This is a genomic window from Gemmatimonadaceae bacterium, assembly GCA_020852815.1.
Taxonomy (GTDB): domain Bacteria; phylum Gemmatimonadota; class Gemmatimonadetes; order Gemmatimonadales; family Gemmatimonadaceae; genus SCN-70-22.
Genome location: JADZAN010000028.1, coordinates 102,457 through 120,444 on the forward strand (window position 1 = coordinate 102,457; position 17,988 = coordinate 120,444).

Consider the following 17,988-nt stretch of genomic DNA (forward strand, 5'->3'; position numbering starts at 1 on the left):
GTGATTGCCGTCGCCGCTGCACAACTGGAATCACGCAACGACAAGCGCTCCGGCCGCATGGCCGGGGCGTTTTGTCATGGTTCCACCGATGCGCGCATGGCGAACGGTACAACACCTTTTGCTTTGTGCACGTTCGAGTAGAGTTGTTCCTCAGCAGCACCGGCGCGCGTGGTGATCGTGCGTCGGCATTCCTAAACGTTTCATGACCCTTTCATGACTCGCCCATTCGTCCATCGGCGTTTCAACCGCTTGGCCCTCGCGTGGCTGACGGCGGCCGCCCTTCCCGTCACGTTGCCGGCGCAGGGCTCGGCGCCGTTCGAGGCGGATTCCACCACGCTCGCGGCGTTCCGGTGGCGCCTCATTGGCCCCGCCAACACGATGGGGCGCATTTCCGACATCGCGGGGATTCCGTCGCCCTCCAAGACGCTCTTCGTCGCCGCCGCGGCGGGGGGGATCTGGAAGTCGACCAACAGCGGCACCACGTGGCGCCCCGTCTTCGACAACCAGCGCGTGATCTCGATGGGGATGCTCGCCATTGCCCCTAGCGACACGATGCAGGTGTGGGCGGGGTCGGGCGAGCCCAACTCGCGCAACTCGATCTCGCCGGGCGGCGGCATCTACAAGTCGACCGACGGCGGGCTCACCTGGAAGCTGATGGGGCTGGAGAAGACACAGACCATCGGGCGCATCGTGGTGCACCCCACCAACCCCAACATCGTCTACGTTGCCGCGTTAGGCGCCATCTGGAACGCCAACAAGGAACGCGGGCTGTACAAGACCATCGACGGCGGTACCACGTGGGAGCTGGTCAAGTTCATCTCCGAGAAGGCGGGTGTGGTCGATGTGCAGCTCGACCCGGCCAACCCCGACGTTGTCTGGGCGGCGAGCTACGAGCGCGTGCGCGGCCCCTACTTCCTCAAGTCGGGCGGCCCGGGGTCGGCGCTCTGGAAGTCGACCGACGCCGGGAAGACGTGGACGGAGGTGAAGGGGGGCGGCTTCCCCGAGACGCTCAAGGGGCGCATCTCGATCGCCATCGCCCAGTCCAACCCCAGGGTGATGTACACGATGGTGGAGGCCGACACCGCGCCGAACGCCAAGCCGGACAAGACTAAAAAGCCGCAGGAGAAGCCGAGCGGGCTCTATCGCTCGGCAGACGGCGGCGTGACGTGGGAGCGCACCAACAACGAGAACGTGCGCCCCTTCTACTACTCGCAGGTGCGCGTGCACCCGCGGAACCCCGACCGCGTCTACTGGTCGTCGACGCCGGTGAAGGTCTCGGACGACGGCGGCAAGACGGCGAAGAACGCCACCGTGGGCGTGCACGTGGACCACCACGCCATGTGGATCGACCCTAACGATCCGGATCGCATGGTGGTGGGGAACGACGGCGGCATCGCCATCTCCTACGACCAGGGCGGGAGCTACGACGTCCCCAGCACGCTCCCCGTCTCGCAGGCGTACAACGTCTCGTTCGACATGTCGGTGCCGTATCGCGTGTGCACGGGGCTGCAGGACAACGGCTCGTGGTGCGGCCCGTCGCGCCGCAAGCAGGGCGGGATCACCAACGCCATGTGGGCCACCGTTGCCGGGGGCGACGGCTTTGTCACGCAGCAGGACCCCACCGACCCCAACACCATCTACGCCGAGTCGCAGGGCGGGAACATCTCGCGCTTCAACTTCGCCACGAGCGAGCGCGTGTCGCTGGTGAAGCCCAACTGGCGCCCGCGCTACCAGCAGTGGGAAGACTCGATCCTCACCGAGCGCCCCGACACCACGGCCTCGATGTCGAAGGAGCAGAAGAAGCGCATCGACGCCTTCCGCGCGCAGCAGAAGACCGACTCGGTCGCCTTCGACCTGCGCTGGAACTGGAACACGCCGTACATCATCTCCGCGCACAACCCGTCGGTGCTCTACTTCGGCGCCAACCGCGTGCTCAAGAGCACCAAGCGCGGCGACGAGATGTACCCCATCTCCCCCGACCTGTCCTACGCCGACACGATGAAGGTGCGCGTGTCGACGCGCACAACCGGCGGCATCACGACCGACGCCACCGGCGCCGAGACGTACGGGACGATCGTCTCGCTGGCCGAGTCGCCCATTCGCCCGGGAATCCTCTTTGCCGGCACCGACGACGGGCGTGTATGGGTCTCGAAGAACGATGGCGGGACGTGGGACGAGCTCTCGAAGAACTTCCCGGGGCTCGCGCCTAACGCATACGTGAGCGAGATCGAGCCGTCGCCGCACGACTCCATGTCGGTCTTCGTGACGTTCGACAACCATCGCGTCGGCGACTTTGCGCCGTACGTCTACGCCTCGTCGGACTTTGGCAAGTCGTTCAGGTCCATCGCCGCCAACCTCCCCACCGGCGGCCCGGACTTCGTGCACGTCATCAAGCAGGATCCGTCCAACCCCGATCTCCTCTTCGTCGGGACCGACGTGGGCGTCTTCGTCTCGCTCAACAAGGGGCAGAGCTGGCAACGCTTCATGTCGGGGCTCCCCACCGTCCCGGTCAACGACCTCAAGATCCACCCGCGCGACAAGGAACTCATCGCCGCAACGCACGGCCGCTCGGTCTACGTCGTCGACATCGCCGCGTTGCAGCAGCTCAAGCCGGACGTGGTCGCCGCCGAGGCGTATCTCTTCAAGCCCAGAACGGCGTTCCAGTTCGGCGAGATGGCGTTCGAAGGGCAATCGGTGGGGCACCAGTTCTTCCAGACGCCCAACACGCAGTACGGCGCCGAGATTTCGTATCGCCTGTCGACCCGCGGACAGGGGCAGGTGCGCGTCGTGATCCAGGATGTCACGGGCGACACGATTCGCACGCTCAACGGCCCCTCGACCCTGGGGACGCACAAGGTCACGTGGGACTATCGCGGCAAGGCGCCGGCGCCGCCGCCGCTCTCGCCGGCCGGCAAGCGCGACTCGATCCTCACCGCGCGCCGCGCCGACTTCGTCTTCGACTCGTTAGGGAAGGCGGGGATGGACACCGTGGCGCTCGGTCGCTTCCGCCGCATGCTGCAGGGGGGCGACATGCAGCAGATGGCGCAGATGTTCATGGGCGGCGGGATGGGGCAGTCGACGGTCTGGAATGCGCGCCCGGGTGAGCAGGCTGCCGCTCAGCGCGGTGGAGGCGGTGGAGGGCGCGGTGCGGCGGCCGGCGCCGCCGCGGCCGCAGGAATCACCGATCCCAACGTCGCCTTCCAGATCGTCCAGCTCCTCAATCCTCGTGGGGGTGGGGGAGGCGGAGGCTTCAACATCCCCGGTGCCCCGCGCACGCAGGCCCCCATCGTCCAGCCGGGCGACTACCTGGTCTCGATCACCGTGAACGGGAAGACGCTCAAGCAGACGCTGCGCGTCGAGCGCGCCAGCGGCTCGGGCGTGGTCTCGTCGTTCTTCGAGGAGGACGACGGGCGCTGACCCCGGGCGCACGCTCGGTACAGACGGCCCCCGCCCATTCGTGGACGGGGGCCGTTCCGTTGGAACACCGGTCGTCTCAGCGTTTAGTGATAAGGTTGTCGCGGGGGCTGCCGCGCGTGACATTTGGGATCATTGCACGAAGTCTCCCGTCGCGCTCGCCCCACCGCCCCCGCGCCCCCTCCACCCTCGTCCCAGCGGTGCGCGGTCTGGCCGTTGCGCCGCTCTCCGTTCGTTCCATCAAGGACTCGGTCAGTGCTGCACTCGACCCATCGTTTCGGTCCTCGTCGCATGGCGCCGCTGCTGGTAGCGGCGTCCGTCCTCGTGCTCGGCGCGGGAGCGCTTGGGGCACAGCAGCGCACGCCGCCAAGAAAGGCGCCCGCCAAGCCACCGGTCGTCGCCCCCAAGGCGGGGGGCGAGAAGGGCGATAGCGCCGCCGCCCCCAAAGTCGAGGCATCGCCGGCGCCGAAGATCGCCATCGCATCCATTACCGGCACCGTTTTCGACTCGCTGCACGGTGTCCCGCTCTCGGCGGCCACGGTGAGCATCGAGGGGACCGATCGCCTCGCCATCACCACGGAGCGTGGTGTCTTCCGCATCGACAGCATCCCGCCGGGCACGCATCGCCTCAAGGTCGACCACATCGTGCTCGACTCGCTGGGCATTGCCATGATCACGGCGCCGTTCGAGCTCAAGGACGGCTCGGCGGAGATGATGACGCTGTCCATTCCGTCGTCGCAGACGCTGGTCGAGGTGTCGTGCCCGGCCGCCAGGCGCAACCTGGGGCCAGGGGCCGTGATCGGCCGCCTGCTGGACGCCGATGACGATCACCCGGTGGAAGGGGCGCGCGTCTCGGTAGCGTGGCTCGAGATGTCGCTCAATGCCGGGCTGCGAAAGATTCCGCGCGTGCGCGAGGCATTGAGCGGTGCGGACGGCGTGTTCCGCATCTGCGGGCTTCCGGCCAACTTCGAGGGAACACTGCAGGCGATCCTCAAGGGGGTCACCACCTCGGAGGTACGCGTGAAGGCCGAGGGGACGCCGCTGGTGGTGCAGGGCCTTCGCATCGGGAACGCGAACACCGTCGTTGCCGCCAACGACTCATTGGCGCTCAAGCGACAGAAGGAAGCGGCCACCGGGCCGACTTTCTCCGCGGCGCGCCTGCACACGGGGAACGCCGTCCTCAACGGGCGCGTCACCAATGCCGCGGGCGCCGCGGTGGTCGGGGCGCGCGTCGACGTGATCGGGACGCCGGGTGCAACGCTCACCAAGGAGAACGGTGAGTTCTCCATTGCCAACCTGCCGTCGGGGACGCAGTCGGTGGTGGTGCGACAGATCGGCTTTGCCCCCGAGGAGCGCGCCGTCGACCTGTCGACGCGCGCCCCCACGCGTCTCGAGGTGAAGATGACGCGCGCCGCGCAGGTGATGAACACCATCGTCGTGAAGGCCGATCGCGAGGTGGGGCTCGAGAAGGTCGGCTTCTCCACGCGCAAGAAGGTGGGGGGTGGCTACTTCCTGGACGGCGACGAGATCCTCAAGCGCGCCCCCAACATGCTCACCGATGTCTTCCGCTCGATCCCGGGGCTGCGTGTGGTACCCTCCGGCAACGGGATGGACTACACCGTGGAGAGCGCACGCGCCGTCACGGGAAGCTGCGTCAAGTACTGGGTGGACGGCGCGCCGTTCGAGGCGGTCTTCCCCGGCGACGTGGATCGCATCCTGCCGCCTAACGAAATCGCGGCCATCGAGGTGTACAACGGCGTCTCGGTGCCGGCGCAGTTCCAGGCACCGGGCCAGAGTTCATGCGCCGCGGTGGTGCTGTGGAGCAAGACGCGCGTGGACCGGCCGCTGGGGAAGAAGTAGCGTCGACAGCAAGTCTCAACGTGATAAAGGGCGGCCACATGCGGGCCGCCCTTCATTGTTTCCGGCGCTTTCCCTCGTACGGCTCCATGTGGATCAGCACCCCCTGCGCCTTGGGGACGGCGCCACGAATGGCGCTCTTCACCTTGCCGCTCACGATGTGCGCATCGTGCAGCGAGAGGGTGGGCTCGGACTGCACGTGGAGGTCGACGTGCAGTCCGGTGCCGGCGCGCCGCACCTTGAGCTTCTCCACGGCAAGTACGTCGGGGACGCCGAGCGCGGCGAGTCGCACCCGCTCCACCACTTCGGGGTTGGGGGCCCGGTCCATGAGGTCGAAGATGGCGGGGCGCACGAGGATGAGGGCGTTGATGGCGATGACGATCGCGGCGACGAGCGCGGCCCAGTCATCGGCCGACTCCCACCCCTTTCCCTTCCACAAGGCGATCGAGATTCCAACGAACGCGGCGACTGAGGTGATGGCGTCGCTTCGGTGATGCCATGCGTCGGCCTTCACCGCCGTGCTCTCTTCCTCGTTGCCCACCTGGAAGACGCGCCGAAAGAGCGTCTCCTTGACCAGAACCACGACGATCAGGACGACGAGCGTGAACGGAGCCGGCGCATGGTGCGGTGTCCGGATCTCGCGCACGGCCTCGATCGTGATCCCGATGGAGGCGGCGAGGAGGAGGAGGGCGACGATGGCCGCGGCGAGCGACTCCGCCTTTCCGTAACCGAAGTGAAACTCGTCGTCCGCCTCACGCGAGGCGATGCGAAGCCCGCCCCAGACAATGGCCGACGAGAGGATGTCGGACGTCGACTCGACCGCGTCGGCCACCAGGGCGTACGAGTTTCCGAGGATCCCGGCGACGAACTTCACGAGGGCCAGCACGGTGTTGACCAGGAGGCCGAGCTGGGCCGTCTGGATGCCGCGATGAGGCTGCCCCGCCGCTGGGGAGGGCGCGGCGTGCGGTAGCGATGATTCCGTCATGGGTCGTGACGTAGCGTTGGCGCGCTACTCCACTACCACGCGCTTGACCAGCGTTCCCGACGGAATGGACGCCGTTGCATCGACGCCATTGATGAGCGCGATGGTCGCCACCGGGACCGCCGAGGGATACTGCGTGTTGAAGTCGTTCAGCGTCATGGCGCGCGGGAGCGAGACCAGGCGCACGCGCATCGGCTTGGCAGCGAGCGCCGCGGGATCGGTGAGGCGCGCGAACGATCCGATCGTTCCGCGGAACGCCCCATCGTACGTCCCGAACGTTTGCTGCGGCGTGATGGCGAGGAAGCGATAGGTGTTTCCGTCGAGCTGGATGAAGGCCACGTATCCGGCGAGCACCGTGCCGTCTTCCGTCTGTCCGCTGAACTGCCCCACTGCCGCAGGGAGTCCGTTGATCGCGCTCGTGCTCGTTGCCCCCGCCTTCACTCCCTGCTGGCCGAGGAACTGGGAGAGGAGCGTTTGCGGCGCGGCGTTCTCCGAGAGCTCGAGGACGATCTGCGCGTCGCCCTGGGCGCTGGCGGTGATCACGGCCGATGCGGTGTTCTGCGCCTTCCACCCGCTGGGGAGGGTGAAGCGGAACTTGAGCGTGGGGTGGAGGAAGGCGCCGGCGTTGAAGTAGCCCTGTCGCGGATCGTCGCCGAAGACCATTCCGTCGAGCGTGCGCAGGAAGACGTTGCGCTCGATGCGCTTGGCGGCTGCAACGGTGGGGCCTGCCTCGGCGATGCGTTCGGCGGTGCGCGCCACGCGGTTGCCGGGGTCGGGGTGCGTGGAGAGCCATTCCGGGGTGCCGCGATTCCCGCCGCCGCTCACGCGCTCGAGCGTCTTGAACATCTCTCCCATCTCGTGCGGGTCGTAGCCGAGTCGCGTCATGTAGCGAAAGCCCAGGCCGTCGGCCTGCGTCTCGTCGTCGCGCCCGTACTTGAGGGAGAGGAGTCCGAGCCCCTGGGAGGCGATCCCGCTGAACTGCTGCAGCTCTGGGCGCACGATCATTCCTACCGTAAAGAGCCCGCCCAGGAGTTGTTGCTTGGAGAGTTGGGAGACCGAGTGCTTGGCGGTGACGTGTCCCACCTCGTGCCCCAGGACCGAGACGAGCTGCGCCTCGGAGTTCATGTGGGTGAGGATGCCGCGCGAGACGAAGATCGGTCCGCCGGGGAGGGCGAAGGCGTTGACGATGGGATCGTCGACCACGGTGAACGACCAGGGGAGGCCGGGGCGCTCGCCGTTCTTCGCCACCTGTTGTCCCAGCGAGTTCACGTAGCGCTGCACGTTGCTGTCGGGGTAGATCCCCATCTGGGCCGCGGCGGCCTTGGCGCCGTCGAGCCCCATCTGGATCTCCTGCGACTCGCTGACGAGCGAGAGTTCGCGCTTCCCGGTGGCGGGATTGACGGCGCACGCGGCGAGACCGGCGAGGGCGGCGCCGGAGAGGGCGAGCAGCGCGAGGGCCGCTCGGAGGCCGCGGGGACGGTGGCGGCGAATGATGGGCATGGCGGGGGTGCGAACGGGTGGCCCGGTGCGATCCGGGTCGAGCGGGTTTGCCGTGTTGAAAGGAAACCGGGAAGGTGGCTGCCGTCGAGACTTGGGCGCGCGTGTCGCGCCCTGGCAGCGCCGTGGAAGCGCCCTTCCCCTTTCGGGACTGGCGTCCTACGTTGGCCTCCCGAACCCGTCCCAACCACGACGTTGCTCACATGCTGCATCTCTCTCGTACCCCTCGCGCCGTCCGTAGGGTCGGCGCCTCGAGTCTTTGCACCGTGGCCGTGCTGGCGGCCCTAGCCGTGGTCATGAGCGTGCCGCAGCCGCTGGAGGCGCAGGAGAAGGCGGGGGCGTGGGTATCGCTGTTCGACGGCAAGACGATGGCGGGGTGGCGTGGCTACCGACAGAAGTCGGTGCCGGCCGGGTGGCAGGTGGTGGGCGGGGCGATCACGCGTGTGGGACAGGGGGGTGACATCATCACCGACGGCCAGTTCGCCGACTTCGAGCTGGAGCTGGAGTGGAAGGTCGATTCCGTGGGGAACAGCGGGATCTTCTACCGCGCCACCGAGTCGACGGAGCGCATCTTCGAGAACGCGACCGAGATGCAGGTGCTGGACAACGTGCGCCATCCCGACAACAAGACGCCGTTGACGCTGGCGGGGGCCAACTACGGATTGTATCCGGCGCCGGCCGACGCGGCCAAGCCGGCGGGCGAGTGGAACGCCGTCCGTATCGTGGCCCGGGGGGCGCACGTGGAGCACTGGCTCAACGGGAAGCAGCTCTTCGCCTACGAGATGTGGAGCGACGACTGGAAGCGGCGTGTTGCCGGGAGCAAGTTCGCGCAGTGGCCGTCGTACGGGCTGTCGCGCAAGGGGCACATCGGGCTGCAGGACCACGGCGACCGCGTGCAGTTCCGCAACATCCGCATTCGTCCGCTGACGTGAGCGTATCGCGCGCCCGGGTGCAATCGTTCCCACCGCGCGCTGATCGATGGATGCACCTGCGCTGTGGCGCTTCCCCTTCATCCTTCACCACTCCCACCGGATGTCCACGCGATTCTCCCTCTCGCTCATGATGTTCCTCCAGTACTTCATCTGGGGGAGCTGGTTTGTCACGATGGGGACCTACCTGGGGCAGGGACTCCATTTCGAGGATGCGCAGATTGGCCTGGCGTACGGCGCCACGGCGATCGCCGCGCTGGTCTCCCCGTTCTTTGTCGGGATGGTGGCCGACCGCTTCTTCGCCTCGGAGAAGCTGCTGGCCATTTTGCATCTGGCGGGGGCGGCGCTGATGTACCTCGTGTCGAAGCAGACGACGTTCGGGACGTTCTATCCGCTCCTGATCGCCTACGCGCTGTGCTACATGCCCACGCTCTCGCTCACCAACTCCATCTCGTTCCACCACGTAAAGGATCCGGCGAACGACTTCCCGCTGATCCGCGTGCTGGGCACCATCGGCTGGATCGTGGCGGGAATCGTGATCGGGAAGGTGCTCAAGGCCGACGCCCTCGCCACGCCGATGCTCGTGGCCGCCGGCGCCTCGGCGTTGATGGGGCTCTTTGCCTTCCTGCTCCCGCACACGCCGCCCAAGGGGGCCGGGGCACCGTTCAGCATTCGCGACGCCTTCGGGCTCGATGCCTTGCAGCTCCTCAAGGATCGTGACTTCCTGGTCTTCACGTTAGGCTCGTTCCTGCTCTGCATCCCGCTGCAGTTCTACTACTCGTTCGCCAACCCCTTCCTCAACGAGATCGGCGCGCCGGAGCCGGCCTTCATCCAGACCTTCGGGCAGATGTCGGAGATCGGCTTCATGCTCCTCCTCCCGTTCGCGCTCAAGCGCCTGGGAATCAAGGTCATCATGCTCACCGGGATGCTGGCGTGGGCGCTGCGCTACCTGGCGTTCAGCAATGGCGACGCGGGGAGCGGGATGTGGCTCATTTACGCCGGGATCCTGCTGCACGGCATCTGTTACGACTTCTTCTTCGTGAGCGGGCAGATCTACACCGACGAGAAGGCAGGACCAAAGATCCGCGCCGCGGCACAGGGCTTCATCAACTTCGTCACCAACGGGGTGGGCTACTTCATTGGCGCGTTTGTCTCGGGCGCCGTGGTGGGGAAGTACTCGACCCCCAACCCCTCGTGCGCGGACACCGCCACCGACTGTCTCAAGGTCGTGCACGACTGGCCGGGGATCTGGCTCGTCCCCTCCCTCGGCGCCGCCGTGGTGTTCGTGATCTTCCTCTTCCTGTTCCGCCCGCGTACGCAGGGCGCGGCCGCATAACAGCGCCGCCACGACCCCTCGTCCCCAGCCTTCGCTAGGTCAGGCTTCTCGTCCTCTCGTCTTCTCGTCTTCTCGTCTTCTCGTCTTCTCATGAGTGATTCCATCTCCCGTCGCGACTCCATCAAGCAGACCGCGGCGAGCGTTGCCGCCTTCACCATCCTTCCGCGCCACGTGCTGGGCAAGGGACACCGCGCGCCGTCCGATACGCTCAACGTTGCGTGCATAGGCGTGGGCGGAATGGGGTTCAACGACGTGAAGGGGTTCGCGCACGAGAACGTGTATGCGCTCTGCGATGTCGACAGCCGCAACCTGGAGCGCGCCGCGCGCGCCTTCCCGCAGGCCAAGCTGTTCAAGGACTATCGCGAGCTGTTTGCCAGGGAGGGGGCGAACTTCGACGTGGCGGCGGTGTCGACCCCCGACCACTCGCACGCGCCGGCCACGATGATGGCGCTCAAAGCGGGAAAGCATGTCTACACCCAGAAGCCGCTGGCGCGCACGGTGGGTGAAGTGCGCGCCCTCAAGGACGAGGCGGCGCGCCGGCCCAAGCAGTCGACGCAGATGGGGAACCAGGGGCATGCCGGCGAGGGGATCCGCCAGATCCGCGAGATGGTCGAGGCGGGGCTCATCGGGACGGTGCAGCGCGTGGAGTTCTGGACCAATCGCCCCATCTGGCCACAGGCCATCACGCGTCCCACCGAGATGCACTACGTCCCGCCAACGTTCGACTGGGATCTCTGGTTAGGCCCGGCCGCCGAGCGTCCGTTCCATCCGGGATACGCGCACTTCAACTGGCGCGGCTGGTGGGACTTCGGGACGGGGGCCATGGGGGACATGGCGTGCCACATCATGGACGCCTCGTTCTGGGTGCTGGGGCTCAAGTACCCGACGCGCGTGATTCCCGAGTCGACCGGGCTCTTTGCCGAGACGGCTCCCAAGATGTCGCGCATCACGTACGAGTTCCCGGCCGCCAACGGACGTCCCGCCGTCACGCTCACCTGGCGCGACGGGAGCCTGTATCCGCCGCGCCCCGAGGAATGGGGGATGGCGCGCGACTGGGTCCCCGATGCCGACGGCGGGCAGTTGTGGATCGGCGACAAGGGGACGCTCATTGCGGGCACCTACGGGCAGAACCCCGAGCTGTGCGATCCGGCCAGGCAGGCAGCACTGGTGAAGGCGATGCCCGCCAAGAAGTACGCGCGCACCGAAGGGGTCTACAAGGAGCTCACCACGGCGATCCGGGGTGGTGGGCAGCCGGGTTCGAACTTCGCGGGTTATGCGGGGCCGCTGACCGAGATGATCGTGTTAGGCAACCTGGCGGTGCGCTCGGGGCGGACGATCGAGCTGGACCCGGCGACCGGCGTGCTCAAGACGGGGGGGATTCCGCCGGAGTGGATCATGCCGACGTATCGCAGCGGGTGGTCGTTGTAACGTCCCACCTGCGGTCGGAGGATGGCAGACAAAGCGGGCGGCGCGAATGCGCCGCCCGCTTTGTTACTGCGCGACCGTCAACACGGTTGGCGTGGCCTCCAGCGGATCCGCGTTCTCCGCGCTGCTAGTGGCAGCGCTTCCACGAAGCGAGGCCGTCACCCGATACACGCCCGCGGGAACTATCGCGCCAGTGTCGTTGCGCCCGTCCCAGCGCACATCGAGCACCCAATCATTGCCCGGCTCGAGTGTGCGCGCGTGCGAGATGAGGACGACGGATGGCGACTTGAGCGAGTGCCAGACGACTGCATTCGTGCTGTTGGATGTGATGACGACGTCGAGATCGGGAGTATCGGGGGTCGATCCGGAGTAGTTCAGGACGCGTCCCGATTGGCCGGCGTTGATGACGCGCACGGTAAAGTTTGTCCCTTGTCCGACCTTGGCGGCATTTGGATGCGTGACCGTCAGGCGGACGGTGCCCTGGGCGGGGGGCGTGGGCGCCGCACATCCATTGGCCGCCACCATCATCGCGAGAGCTGTGACCAGGGGGCGAATGGTGGTGCGACGGATTGTTGGTGTTGGGATGCGGGGTCGCATGGCGCCAATATTCACTTCCTACATCCCCACAACAACCACCCCTACGGCCGATCAGGATACGCAAACGGCGCCAGCCACACACGCCACTGGCGATCGATGTCCGACGGATCAGCCGTAAAGGAGCGCGCCGCGGCGAGCGCGCCAATCACGTTCCCGCCGGTGAGCGCGGTGCGCACTACGTCCCTCATGAAGTCCGGGCCCTCGCGCTTGGAAATGAACTGGAGCAGTGAGTACGTCGCCGCCGCGTAGCGCATGCGTCCTTCCAGCGGCGGGAGCCTGCCACGCCCGAGGCGCCCACCCAGTCGCGCCGAGGCTTCGAGCGGCGGCTGTCCCCCGGCGTCGCCATCGCGCACGAAGGGCGCCAGGCATGCGGCGTCGCACGAGCCGGCGCTCCACATCTCCGCAACCGACGGGAGCGAGTCGCGCTGCAGCGCCAGCTGCGTGAGCCATAGCTCGTGCACGGGCGACTCGGCCACCCCTTGCAGCAGCCCCAGGCGCAACCACGCCGGGACCGACTCGCGCGACATCCAGCCGAGGGTGGAGCTGTCTGTGGGGACCAGGTCGCGCACCAGACTTGCCATCCACTCGCGCGCGGTGGCCAGCACCACCGCCGATGCCACGTGCATGGCCTCGGGGACTCGCGGGCGTCCACCGTCGTCGCGCCGCAGCGAGACCGGGAATGGCGCGAGCTGTCGCGCCCCCACGCGCACGGAGACCTGGACGGCGCGCTGGTCGCTCTCCAGGCGAACGACCGCCTCGGCGGGGCGCTCGCCAAAGAGGCGATCGTAGGCGCGCGCGGCGGCGTTGAGTTCGACGCGAGTCTCCTCCACCAGGTCGCGCCGATTGGAGAACAGAATGAAGCCGACGCCGCGGGTGGAGTCGGGGACCGGGAGGAGTTCGGTCTCGCGCAGCGACGGCGCTCTCCCGATGGGACCGCCGCCTATCGCGGTCGAGGGACCGGCCAGGCAGCCGGCGCTGACGAGGGGGGCGGCAATAACGGCGGCGGCAGCCAGCTTCGAGGCGGCGCGCCGCACGCGAGGATTGATGAGAGGCACGGGCGAGTGGCGGGAGGGAGCTGGCGCGATGCGCGCTCGATGGACGATAACCAGACACCGTCCGCCGGGTGTACCCGGCCGCGCCACTCGCTGCGCTATTTCCGCACGATGGCCTCGCGCACGGGCTGGCCGGCCCTCGGGTTCCGCGCGTTCCAGTCGTGGCCGAGTAGTGCGGCGACCGTGGCGGCCACCTGCGACTGGGTGACTGGGGTTCCGGCGGTGCGTTCGCCTAACGCCGGCGTGTCGGGGCCGATGATCGCCATCCAGATGTGCTCGGCCCCGTCGACGTCCTGGCCGTGGTCGCGCCACGCGTCGGGGCCACTCCCGCGCCCGTGGTCGGTGGTGATGATGAAGGTCGTGGTGCCGCGGTACTGCGGCATGGCCTGCATCGTCTTCCACAGCTCGCCGATGAAGGCGTCCACCTGGTGCGCGGAGCGGAGGAGGAGGTCGTACATCCCCGAGTGCGCCCATTCGTCGGTCTCGCCATAGCCAACGAAGAGGAGGCGCGGTTTGCGGCTGGCGACGAGTTCCCTGGCCGCCATCTGCATCGGTGCATCGAAGGCGTTGTTCTCCCACATGCGGACGGAGCTGCGGTACCACTCGTCGACGAACTGCATCCGCGCCGTCGGGGTGCGGACGCTGGCGAAGGGTTCATCCCATCCGTCGAGCACGGGGAAGCGGGCGCGATCGCGATTGAGGATGCGCCGGAAGGCATCCCACGTGGCCACGGCGGCGACGCGCCCCGCGAGTGATGGTTGCGAGGCAAGCCACTCGAAGACCGTCTCGTTCGGGTTGGGCGGATAGTCGTTGGAGTCGATGCGCGGATCGAAGGCGCCGGTGAAGATCTCGTTGTAGCCGGGGTACGAGAACTTCATGGTGTTGGTGATGTGGGCGTCGCCGCCCTTGGTGCGATTGCCGTAGATGACGCCCTGCCTGGCGACCGTTCCCCACAGGAAGGGGAGGAGCGCCTCGCGGCGCGCATCCGGCGTGTCGCGCCAGAAGTCGCGGAGGAGGGCGGTGGTGTCGCGCACCCCACCGGGCTTGCGGCTGACGAGGGCACGCTCGGCGCCGGTGAACACTTCCTGCCAGCGCAGCCCGTCGGTGACGATGAGGACGACATTGCGGGTGCGGGGCTGCGCCGCGGCGGCGCGCGCGTGAAGCGCGCACAGCGTGACAGACGCGGCGACGATGGCGATGAGGCGGGAGATGCGCATGCGAGCGATTGACCTGTCGATTGGCCTAAAGGGAAGCGGCATCAGAAGAGCCCCACCTTCCCCTTCACCGAGGCAATGAGTTTCTGCGGATCGTAGCCCACGCCCTGCCGGAAGACCAACTCGACGTTGCGCACGTCGCCGATGCGCGCCGACGGGTCGCCGTTGATCACGACGAGATCGGCCTGCTTGCCGACGGTGAGGGAGCCGGTGAGTGCGGCACGCCCAAGGTAGGTGGCGCCATTGAGCGTCCCGACCTTGATGGCCTCCACCGGTGAGAAGCCCGCCTCGACCAGGAGTTCGAGCGCACGCTGGTTGGAGTAGCCGGCAACCACCCCACCGCCACCGGTGGGGTCCGTGCCCACGACGAGCAGCCCGCCGGCGCGCGCGAAGGCGACCTCCATCGCCATCCCCTTGGGGAGGGCAGTGGCGTAGATGCTGCGCGGGGCCTTGGCCAGGTTGGCCTGCATCTGCTCGAACTGCTCGCGCAGCTGCGGCGTGAGGACGTCGATCCCCGGCGGCATGGGACGGTTGGGGGCGAAGGTCTCGAAGACGGTCATCGTCGAGGTGATCGCCACCTTCCGCTTCACCAGCTCGGCCACCAGCGCGGTGAACTCGGGCGAGGTGGGCTCCAGCGCCATGAGCGACGGGATCCCGCCCTGCCGCGGGCACTCATCCGGCTTCTTGTCGGCGACGAAGTCGGTCGAGGCGAGGAAGCCGTGTTCGAGGTCGTCGATGCCTAACGCCGCGGCCTCGCGGTAGGTGACCGAGCACAGGTGCCCGGTGACCTTCATCCCGCGCTTGTGCGCCTCGGCGATGGCGGCGCCCAGGACGTCGCGGCGAATCTGCATGTAGGCCTTGAACGACGTCGCCCCCTGGTCGGCCCACCAGTTCACGAAGCGGCGTGCCTCGTTGGGCGTCTCGAGCGATCGCATCTGCCCAAAGGGATTGGCGCCATTCAGATAGGGCGCGGTGGCGTCGATCCACGGCCCCGGCTTGTCGCCGCGGGCGATGGCGCGCGCGATGTTCAGCTCACCGTAGCCGTTCATGTTGCCGCCGGTGCGCATCGACGTGACGCCGCCCGCCAGGTAGAGGCGCGAGAACGACTCGGTCACGTTGCCGTACACCCCGGGACCGGTGGGATAGAACAGGTGCTCGTGCACCATCACCAGCCCCGGGATGACCGACTTCCCTGTCATGTCGCGCACCAGCGCCCCGCTGGGGATGGGGGTCGAGGCGCTGGCCCCGAGCGCGACGATCTTCCCATCGCGGATGACGAGCGTCTGAGCGTCGCGCGCCGGCGCACCGGTGCCATCGATCACGCGCACGTTGGTTAGGGCGAGGAGCGACGTGTCGACGGCGACGTACTGGCGCGTGTTGGCGGAGAGCGTTGGGCGCTGGGCGAGTGCCACGCCGGCAGGAGCACACGGCATGACTGCGGCCAGCGTGAGCGGCGCGATCAGCGCGCGCAGGGCAAAGGGCGATTGGGAGCGCGAGGTGATTCGAGGCATGAGGGGATGCGTGGGGGACGGTGCGAGCGCACGCGAGACGTTATCGCTCCCCCACGGTCACGGTCAAACCCGGCGCGCAACTACCGCGCGCGACTGCGGCGCGCACCTACCGCGCGCACCTACCGCGCGCACCTACCGCGCGCACCTGCCGCGCGCGACTGCGGCGCGCACGGGTCGCGCCCCTCCGCCGATCGCTACCTGGCCAGCATCCCGTTCAGGATCGTCTTGGCGAGTTCCTTGTCGTAGTCGACGGCGTTCTTCCTGGCGATGACTTCGACCTTCGTCGTGGCCTCTGTGTCGCGCTCGAGCTCGACCGTCACATCCTGCTCGCCCTTCTTCCCCAGCAGGCGGCGCTTGCGGCCGTTGTCCTCGATGCTGCGCCCGGTCTCGGCGACGCCGTTCTGGCCGAACGAGGTGACCGCGCGATCGAACACCTGGTCCACGGTCCCCCCAACTTCGGACGAGGCACCGCGGTTGGTGTACGCGATGGCGCCGGCGGCGCCCGCCCCCGCGGCCGCGAGAAAGCAGCCGCTGAGGGCGATAGGTGTGCTGGCCAGGACGAGTCGAAGGGCGATGAGGCGGGGACGCATACACGGCTCCATGGGTGAGGGGTTCCCCTTCGACATACCCCATGGCCGCATGGGCGTGCCCGGTTGGCGAGGCGTTAGGCGGCCCCGGCCATTGGAGCCCGGCTCGGCACCGCGAGCTACGGTGCGTCCAGGTGCAGGGCGAGGGTCGAGAGCCGCAGCGGACCCAGCGTGGACGCCAGCGTGAGCCGGAACCGATCGGCGCGCGCGGTTTCGAGGTGCGCTAACCATGTGTAGCCGATGGTGGTGCCACGCGCGGCCTCGCGCCAGCGGCCATCCTCCTGGAGCGACAGCGACCAGCGTTCCACCACCTGCCCCAGGGCGATCGGTTCCTGCAATCGCAACACGTTGCATCTCACGGGACGAGGGAGGACGAGTTCGATCGTCGCCTCGGTCGCGCCGTCGGGGGCGGTCCACCAGCGTGCGCCATCGCCGCTCACGACGGCGCCGGCGTCATGCCCCCCGGCGCGCACCTGCCCGCCGCGTGCGAGGTCGCGCGAGAGCATGGCGCGCCGCCGCGCCCCAAACGCGGCCAGCGCGCGTGCATCCGCCGAGTGCAAGAGCCCGTCGCGCGTGGGCGGAAGGTTGAGCAGGAGCTTGCTGTTGCGCCCCACCGACGTGAAGTAGAGTTCCATCAGGTTGTCGGCGGAGCGAACCTTGTCGTCCTCGGCGGGGTGCCAGAACCATCCGGGGCGAATGGAGACGTCGGTCTCGCCGGGGCGCCAGACGCTGCCATGGGGATCGCCGCGCTGCAGCAACTCGCCGACGCCCGGCGCATCGTAGCCCGCATAGGGGACGCTCGCCGGGTCGATCGTGCTCCAGCACGTCTCGCCGGCGACCCCCTTCTCGTTGCCGATCCAGCGCACGTCGGGGCCGGCATCGGAGAACATGACGGCGCCGGGTTGCAGCCGGCGGACCAGGGCGTGAATGCGCGGCCAATCATAGGCCTGGCGCTTCCCGTTGGGTCCCTCGCCATTGGCGCCATCGAACCAGACTTCGGCCACCGGCCCGTACTGCGTGAGGAGTTCCTCCAACTGTGCGCAGTAGAAGTCCATGTAGCCCGCCCCGCTCCCGTAGCTGGGCTCGTGCCGGTCCCACGGCGAGAGATAGACTCCGAGCTTGAGGCCATCGGCGCGGCAGGCGTCGGCCACCTCGCGCACCACATCGCCCTTCCCGTCGCGCCACGGCGACGATGCAACCGAGTGGTTGGTGCGCCTGGACGGCCAGAGGCAGAAGCCGTCGTGGTGCTTGGCGGTGAGGATCAGCGACCCGAAGCCCGCCTCGCGCGCCACGCGGGTCCAGGCGCGCGCGTCGAAGCGCGACGGGTTGAAGATCGACGGCGATTCCGTGCCGTCGCCCCACTCCTTGTCGGTGAAGGTGTTGACCGTGAAGTGGGTGAAGAGGGAGAGCTCCTCGCGCTGCCAGGCGAGCTGCGCCGGTGTGGGGACCGGACGGGCGGCGCGCGACGCGGCGCCGACAGGCGCAACGCGCGCACGAGCGCCACGGTGCAGGGCCCCGGTGCCAAGCGCGGCCGCGCCCGCGGCACCCGCGGTGATGAGGAAGTCGCGCCGATCCATCCGTGCGCCC

Annotated in this window: 14 protein-coding genes; 6 read left to right on the plus strand and 8 right to left on the minus strand. The window is 68.1% G+C overall.

Features of this window, described 5'->3' with window-relative positions; all coding sequences use genetic code 11:
- The 3 genes from IT359_15580 (at position 1) to IT359_15590 (ending at position 5,274) form a co-directional block, all read left to right on the plus strand.
- Positions 1–141: a hypothetical protein gene (locus IT359_15580; GenBank protein MCC6930406.1), complete on the plus strand. Its 141-nt coding sequence runs from the start codon at positions 1–3 to the stop codon at positions 139–141.
- Positions 142–213: 72 nt separating this feature from the next.
- Positions 214–3,417, plus strand: a complete 3,204-nt coding sequence (locus IT359_15585; protein ID MCC6930407.1) for a hypothetical protein — start codon at positions 214–216, stop codon at positions 3,415–3,417.
- 288 nt (positions 3,418–3,705) lie between these two features.
- A complete protein-coding gene (locus tag IT359_15590) occupies positions 3,706–5,274 on the plus strand; it encodes a carboxypeptidase regulatory-like domain-containing protein (protein ID MCC6930408.1) in 1,569 nt (522 codons plus the stop codon).
- A gap of 52 nt (positions 5,275–5,326) precedes the next feature.
- Here the strand turns inward: IT359_15590 and IT359_15595 are convergent, their stop codons facing one another.
- Positions 5,327–6,256, minus strand: a complete 930-nt coding sequence (locus IT359_15595; GenBank protein MCC6930409.1) for a cation transporter — start codon at positions 6,254–6,256, stop codon at positions 5,327–5,329.
- Positions 6,257–6,280: 24 nt separating this feature from the next.
- Complete coding sequence (locus tag IT359_15600) at positions 6,281–7,753, minus strand: M48 family metalloprotease (protein ID MCC6930410.1); 1,473 nt, start codon at positions 7,751–7,753, stop codon at positions 6,281–6,283.
- A 293-nt stretch (positions 7,754–8,046) separates the two neighbouring features.
- Here IT359_15600 and IT359_15605 point away from each other — a divergent pair, with 293 nt between their 5' ends.
- The 3 genes from IT359_15605 to IT359_15615 all read left to right on the plus strand — a co-directional run bounded on the left by IT359_15605 (position 8,047) and on the right by IT359_15615 (position 11,443).
- Complete coding sequence (locus IT359_15605; GenBank protein ID MCC6930411.1) at positions 8,047–8,682, plus strand: DUF1080 domain-containing protein; 636 nt, start codon at positions 8,047–8,049, stop codon at positions 8,680–8,682.
- 100 nt (positions 8,683–8,782) lie between these two features.
- On the plus strand, positions 8,783–10,015 hold the full coding sequence (locus IT359_15610; protein ID MCC6930412.1) for a nucleoside permease: 1,233 nt from the start codon (positions 8,783–8,785) through the stop codon (positions 10,013–10,015).
- A 90-nt stretch (positions 10,016–10,105) separates the two neighbouring features.
- The gene (locus IT359_15615) at positions 10,106–11,443 is read left to right on the plus strand and encodes a Gfo/Idh/MocA family oxidoreductase (protein MCC6930413.1); all 1,338 of its coding nucleotides are present in this window, start codon (positions 10,106–10,108) and stop codon (positions 11,441–11,443) included.
- A 63-nt stretch (positions 11,444–11,506) separates the two neighbouring features.
- On the opposite strand, the gene IT359_15620 is transcribed toward IT359_15615, so the two are convergent.
- The 6 genes from IT359_15620 to IT359_15645 form a co-directional block, all read right to left on the minus strand.
- Positions 11,507–12,037: a hypothetical protein gene (locus tag IT359_15620; GenBank protein ID MCC6930414.1), complete on the minus strand. Its 531-nt coding sequence runs from the start codon at positions 12,035–12,037 to the stop codon at positions 11,507–11,509.
- 41 nt (positions 12,038–12,078) lie between these two features.
- Positions 12,079–13,092 carry a hypothetical protein gene (locus tag IT359_15625; protein ID MCC6930415.1) on the minus strand — a complete coding sequence of 338 codons (1,014 nt, stop codon included), beginning with the start codon at positions 13,090–13,092 and terminating at the stop codon, positions 12,079–12,081.
- Positions 13,093–13,187: 95 nt separating this feature from the next.
- Positions 13,188–14,306 carry an alkaline phosphatase family protein gene (locus IT359_15630; protein MCC6930416.1) on the minus strand — a complete coding sequence of 373 codons (1,119 nt, stop codon included), beginning with the start codon at positions 14,304–14,306 and terminating at the stop codon, positions 13,188–13,190.
- 41 nt (positions 14,307–14,347) lie between these two features.
- Positions 14,348–15,814, minus strand: coding sequence for an amidohydrolase family protein (locus IT359_15635; GenBank protein MCC6930417.1), 1,467 nt, complete (start codon positions 15,812–15,814; stop codon positions 14,348–14,350).
- A 194-nt stretch (positions 15,815–16,008) separates the two neighbouring features.
- Entirely contained in the window at positions 16,009–16,404 is a 396-nt protein-coding gene (locus IT359_15640; protein MCC6930418.1) for a DUF3568 family protein, read from the minus strand.
- 116 nt (positions 16,405–16,520) lie between these two features.
- Positions 16,521–17,978 (minus strand): alpha-L-fucosidase, encoded by a 1,458-nt coding sequence (locus IT359_15645; protein MCC6930419.1) that lies wholly within the window; start codon positions 17,976–17,978, stop codon positions 16,521–16,523.
- Positions 17,979–17,988: the final 10 nt, after the last annotated feature.

Excerpts from the sequence above, each read along its gene's own strand:
- IT359_15585 (MCC6930407.1), top strand. The coding sequence starts at position 214 with ATGACTCGCCCATTCGTCCATCGGCGTTTCAACCGCTTGGCCCTCGCG.
- IT359_15590 (MCC6930408.1), top strand. The coding sequence starts at position 3,706 with ATGGCGCCGCTGCTGGTAGCGGCGTCCGTCCTCGTGCTCGGCGCGGGA.
- IT359_15595 (MCC6930409.1), bottom strand. The coding sequence starts at position 6,256 with ATGACGGAATCATCGCTACCGCACGCCGCGCCCTCCCCAGCGGCGGGG.
- IT359_15600 (MCC6930410.1), bottom strand. The coding sequence starts at position 7,753 with ATGCCCATCATTCGCCGCCACCGTCCCCGCGGCCTCCGAGCGGCCCTC.
- IT359_15605 (MCC6930411.1), top strand. The coding sequence starts at position 8,047 with ATGAGCGTGCCGCAGCCGCTGGAGGCGCAGGAGAAGGCGGGGGCGTGG.
- IT359_15610 (MCC6930412.1), top strand. The coding sequence starts at position 8,783 with ATGTCCACGCGATTCTCCCTCTCGCTCATGATGTTCCTCCAGTACTTC.
- IT359_15615 (MCC6930413.1), top strand. The coding sequence starts at position 10,106 with ATGAGTGATTCCATCTCCCGTCGCGACTCCATCAAGCAGACCGCGGCG.
- IT359_15620 (MCC6930414.1), bottom strand. The coding sequence starts at position 12,037 with ATGCGACCCCGCATCCCAACACCAACAATCCGTCGCACCACCATTCGC.
- IT359_15630 (MCC6930416.1), bottom strand. The coding sequence starts at position 14,306 with ATGCGCATCTCCCGCCTCATCGCCATCGTCGCCGCGTCTGTCACGCTG.
- IT359_15635 (MCC6930417.1), bottom strand. The coding sequence starts at position 15,814 with ATGCCTCGAATCACCTCGCGCTCCCAATCGCCCTTTGCCCTGCGCGCG.
- IT359_15640 (MCC6930418.1), bottom strand. The coding sequence starts at position 16,404 with ATGCGTCCCCGCCTCATCGCCCTTCGACTCGTCCTGGCCAGCACACCT.
- IT359_15645 (MCC6930419.1), bottom strand. The coding sequence starts at position 17,978 with ATGGATCGGCGCGACTTCCTCATCACCGCGGGTGCCGCGGGCGCGGCC.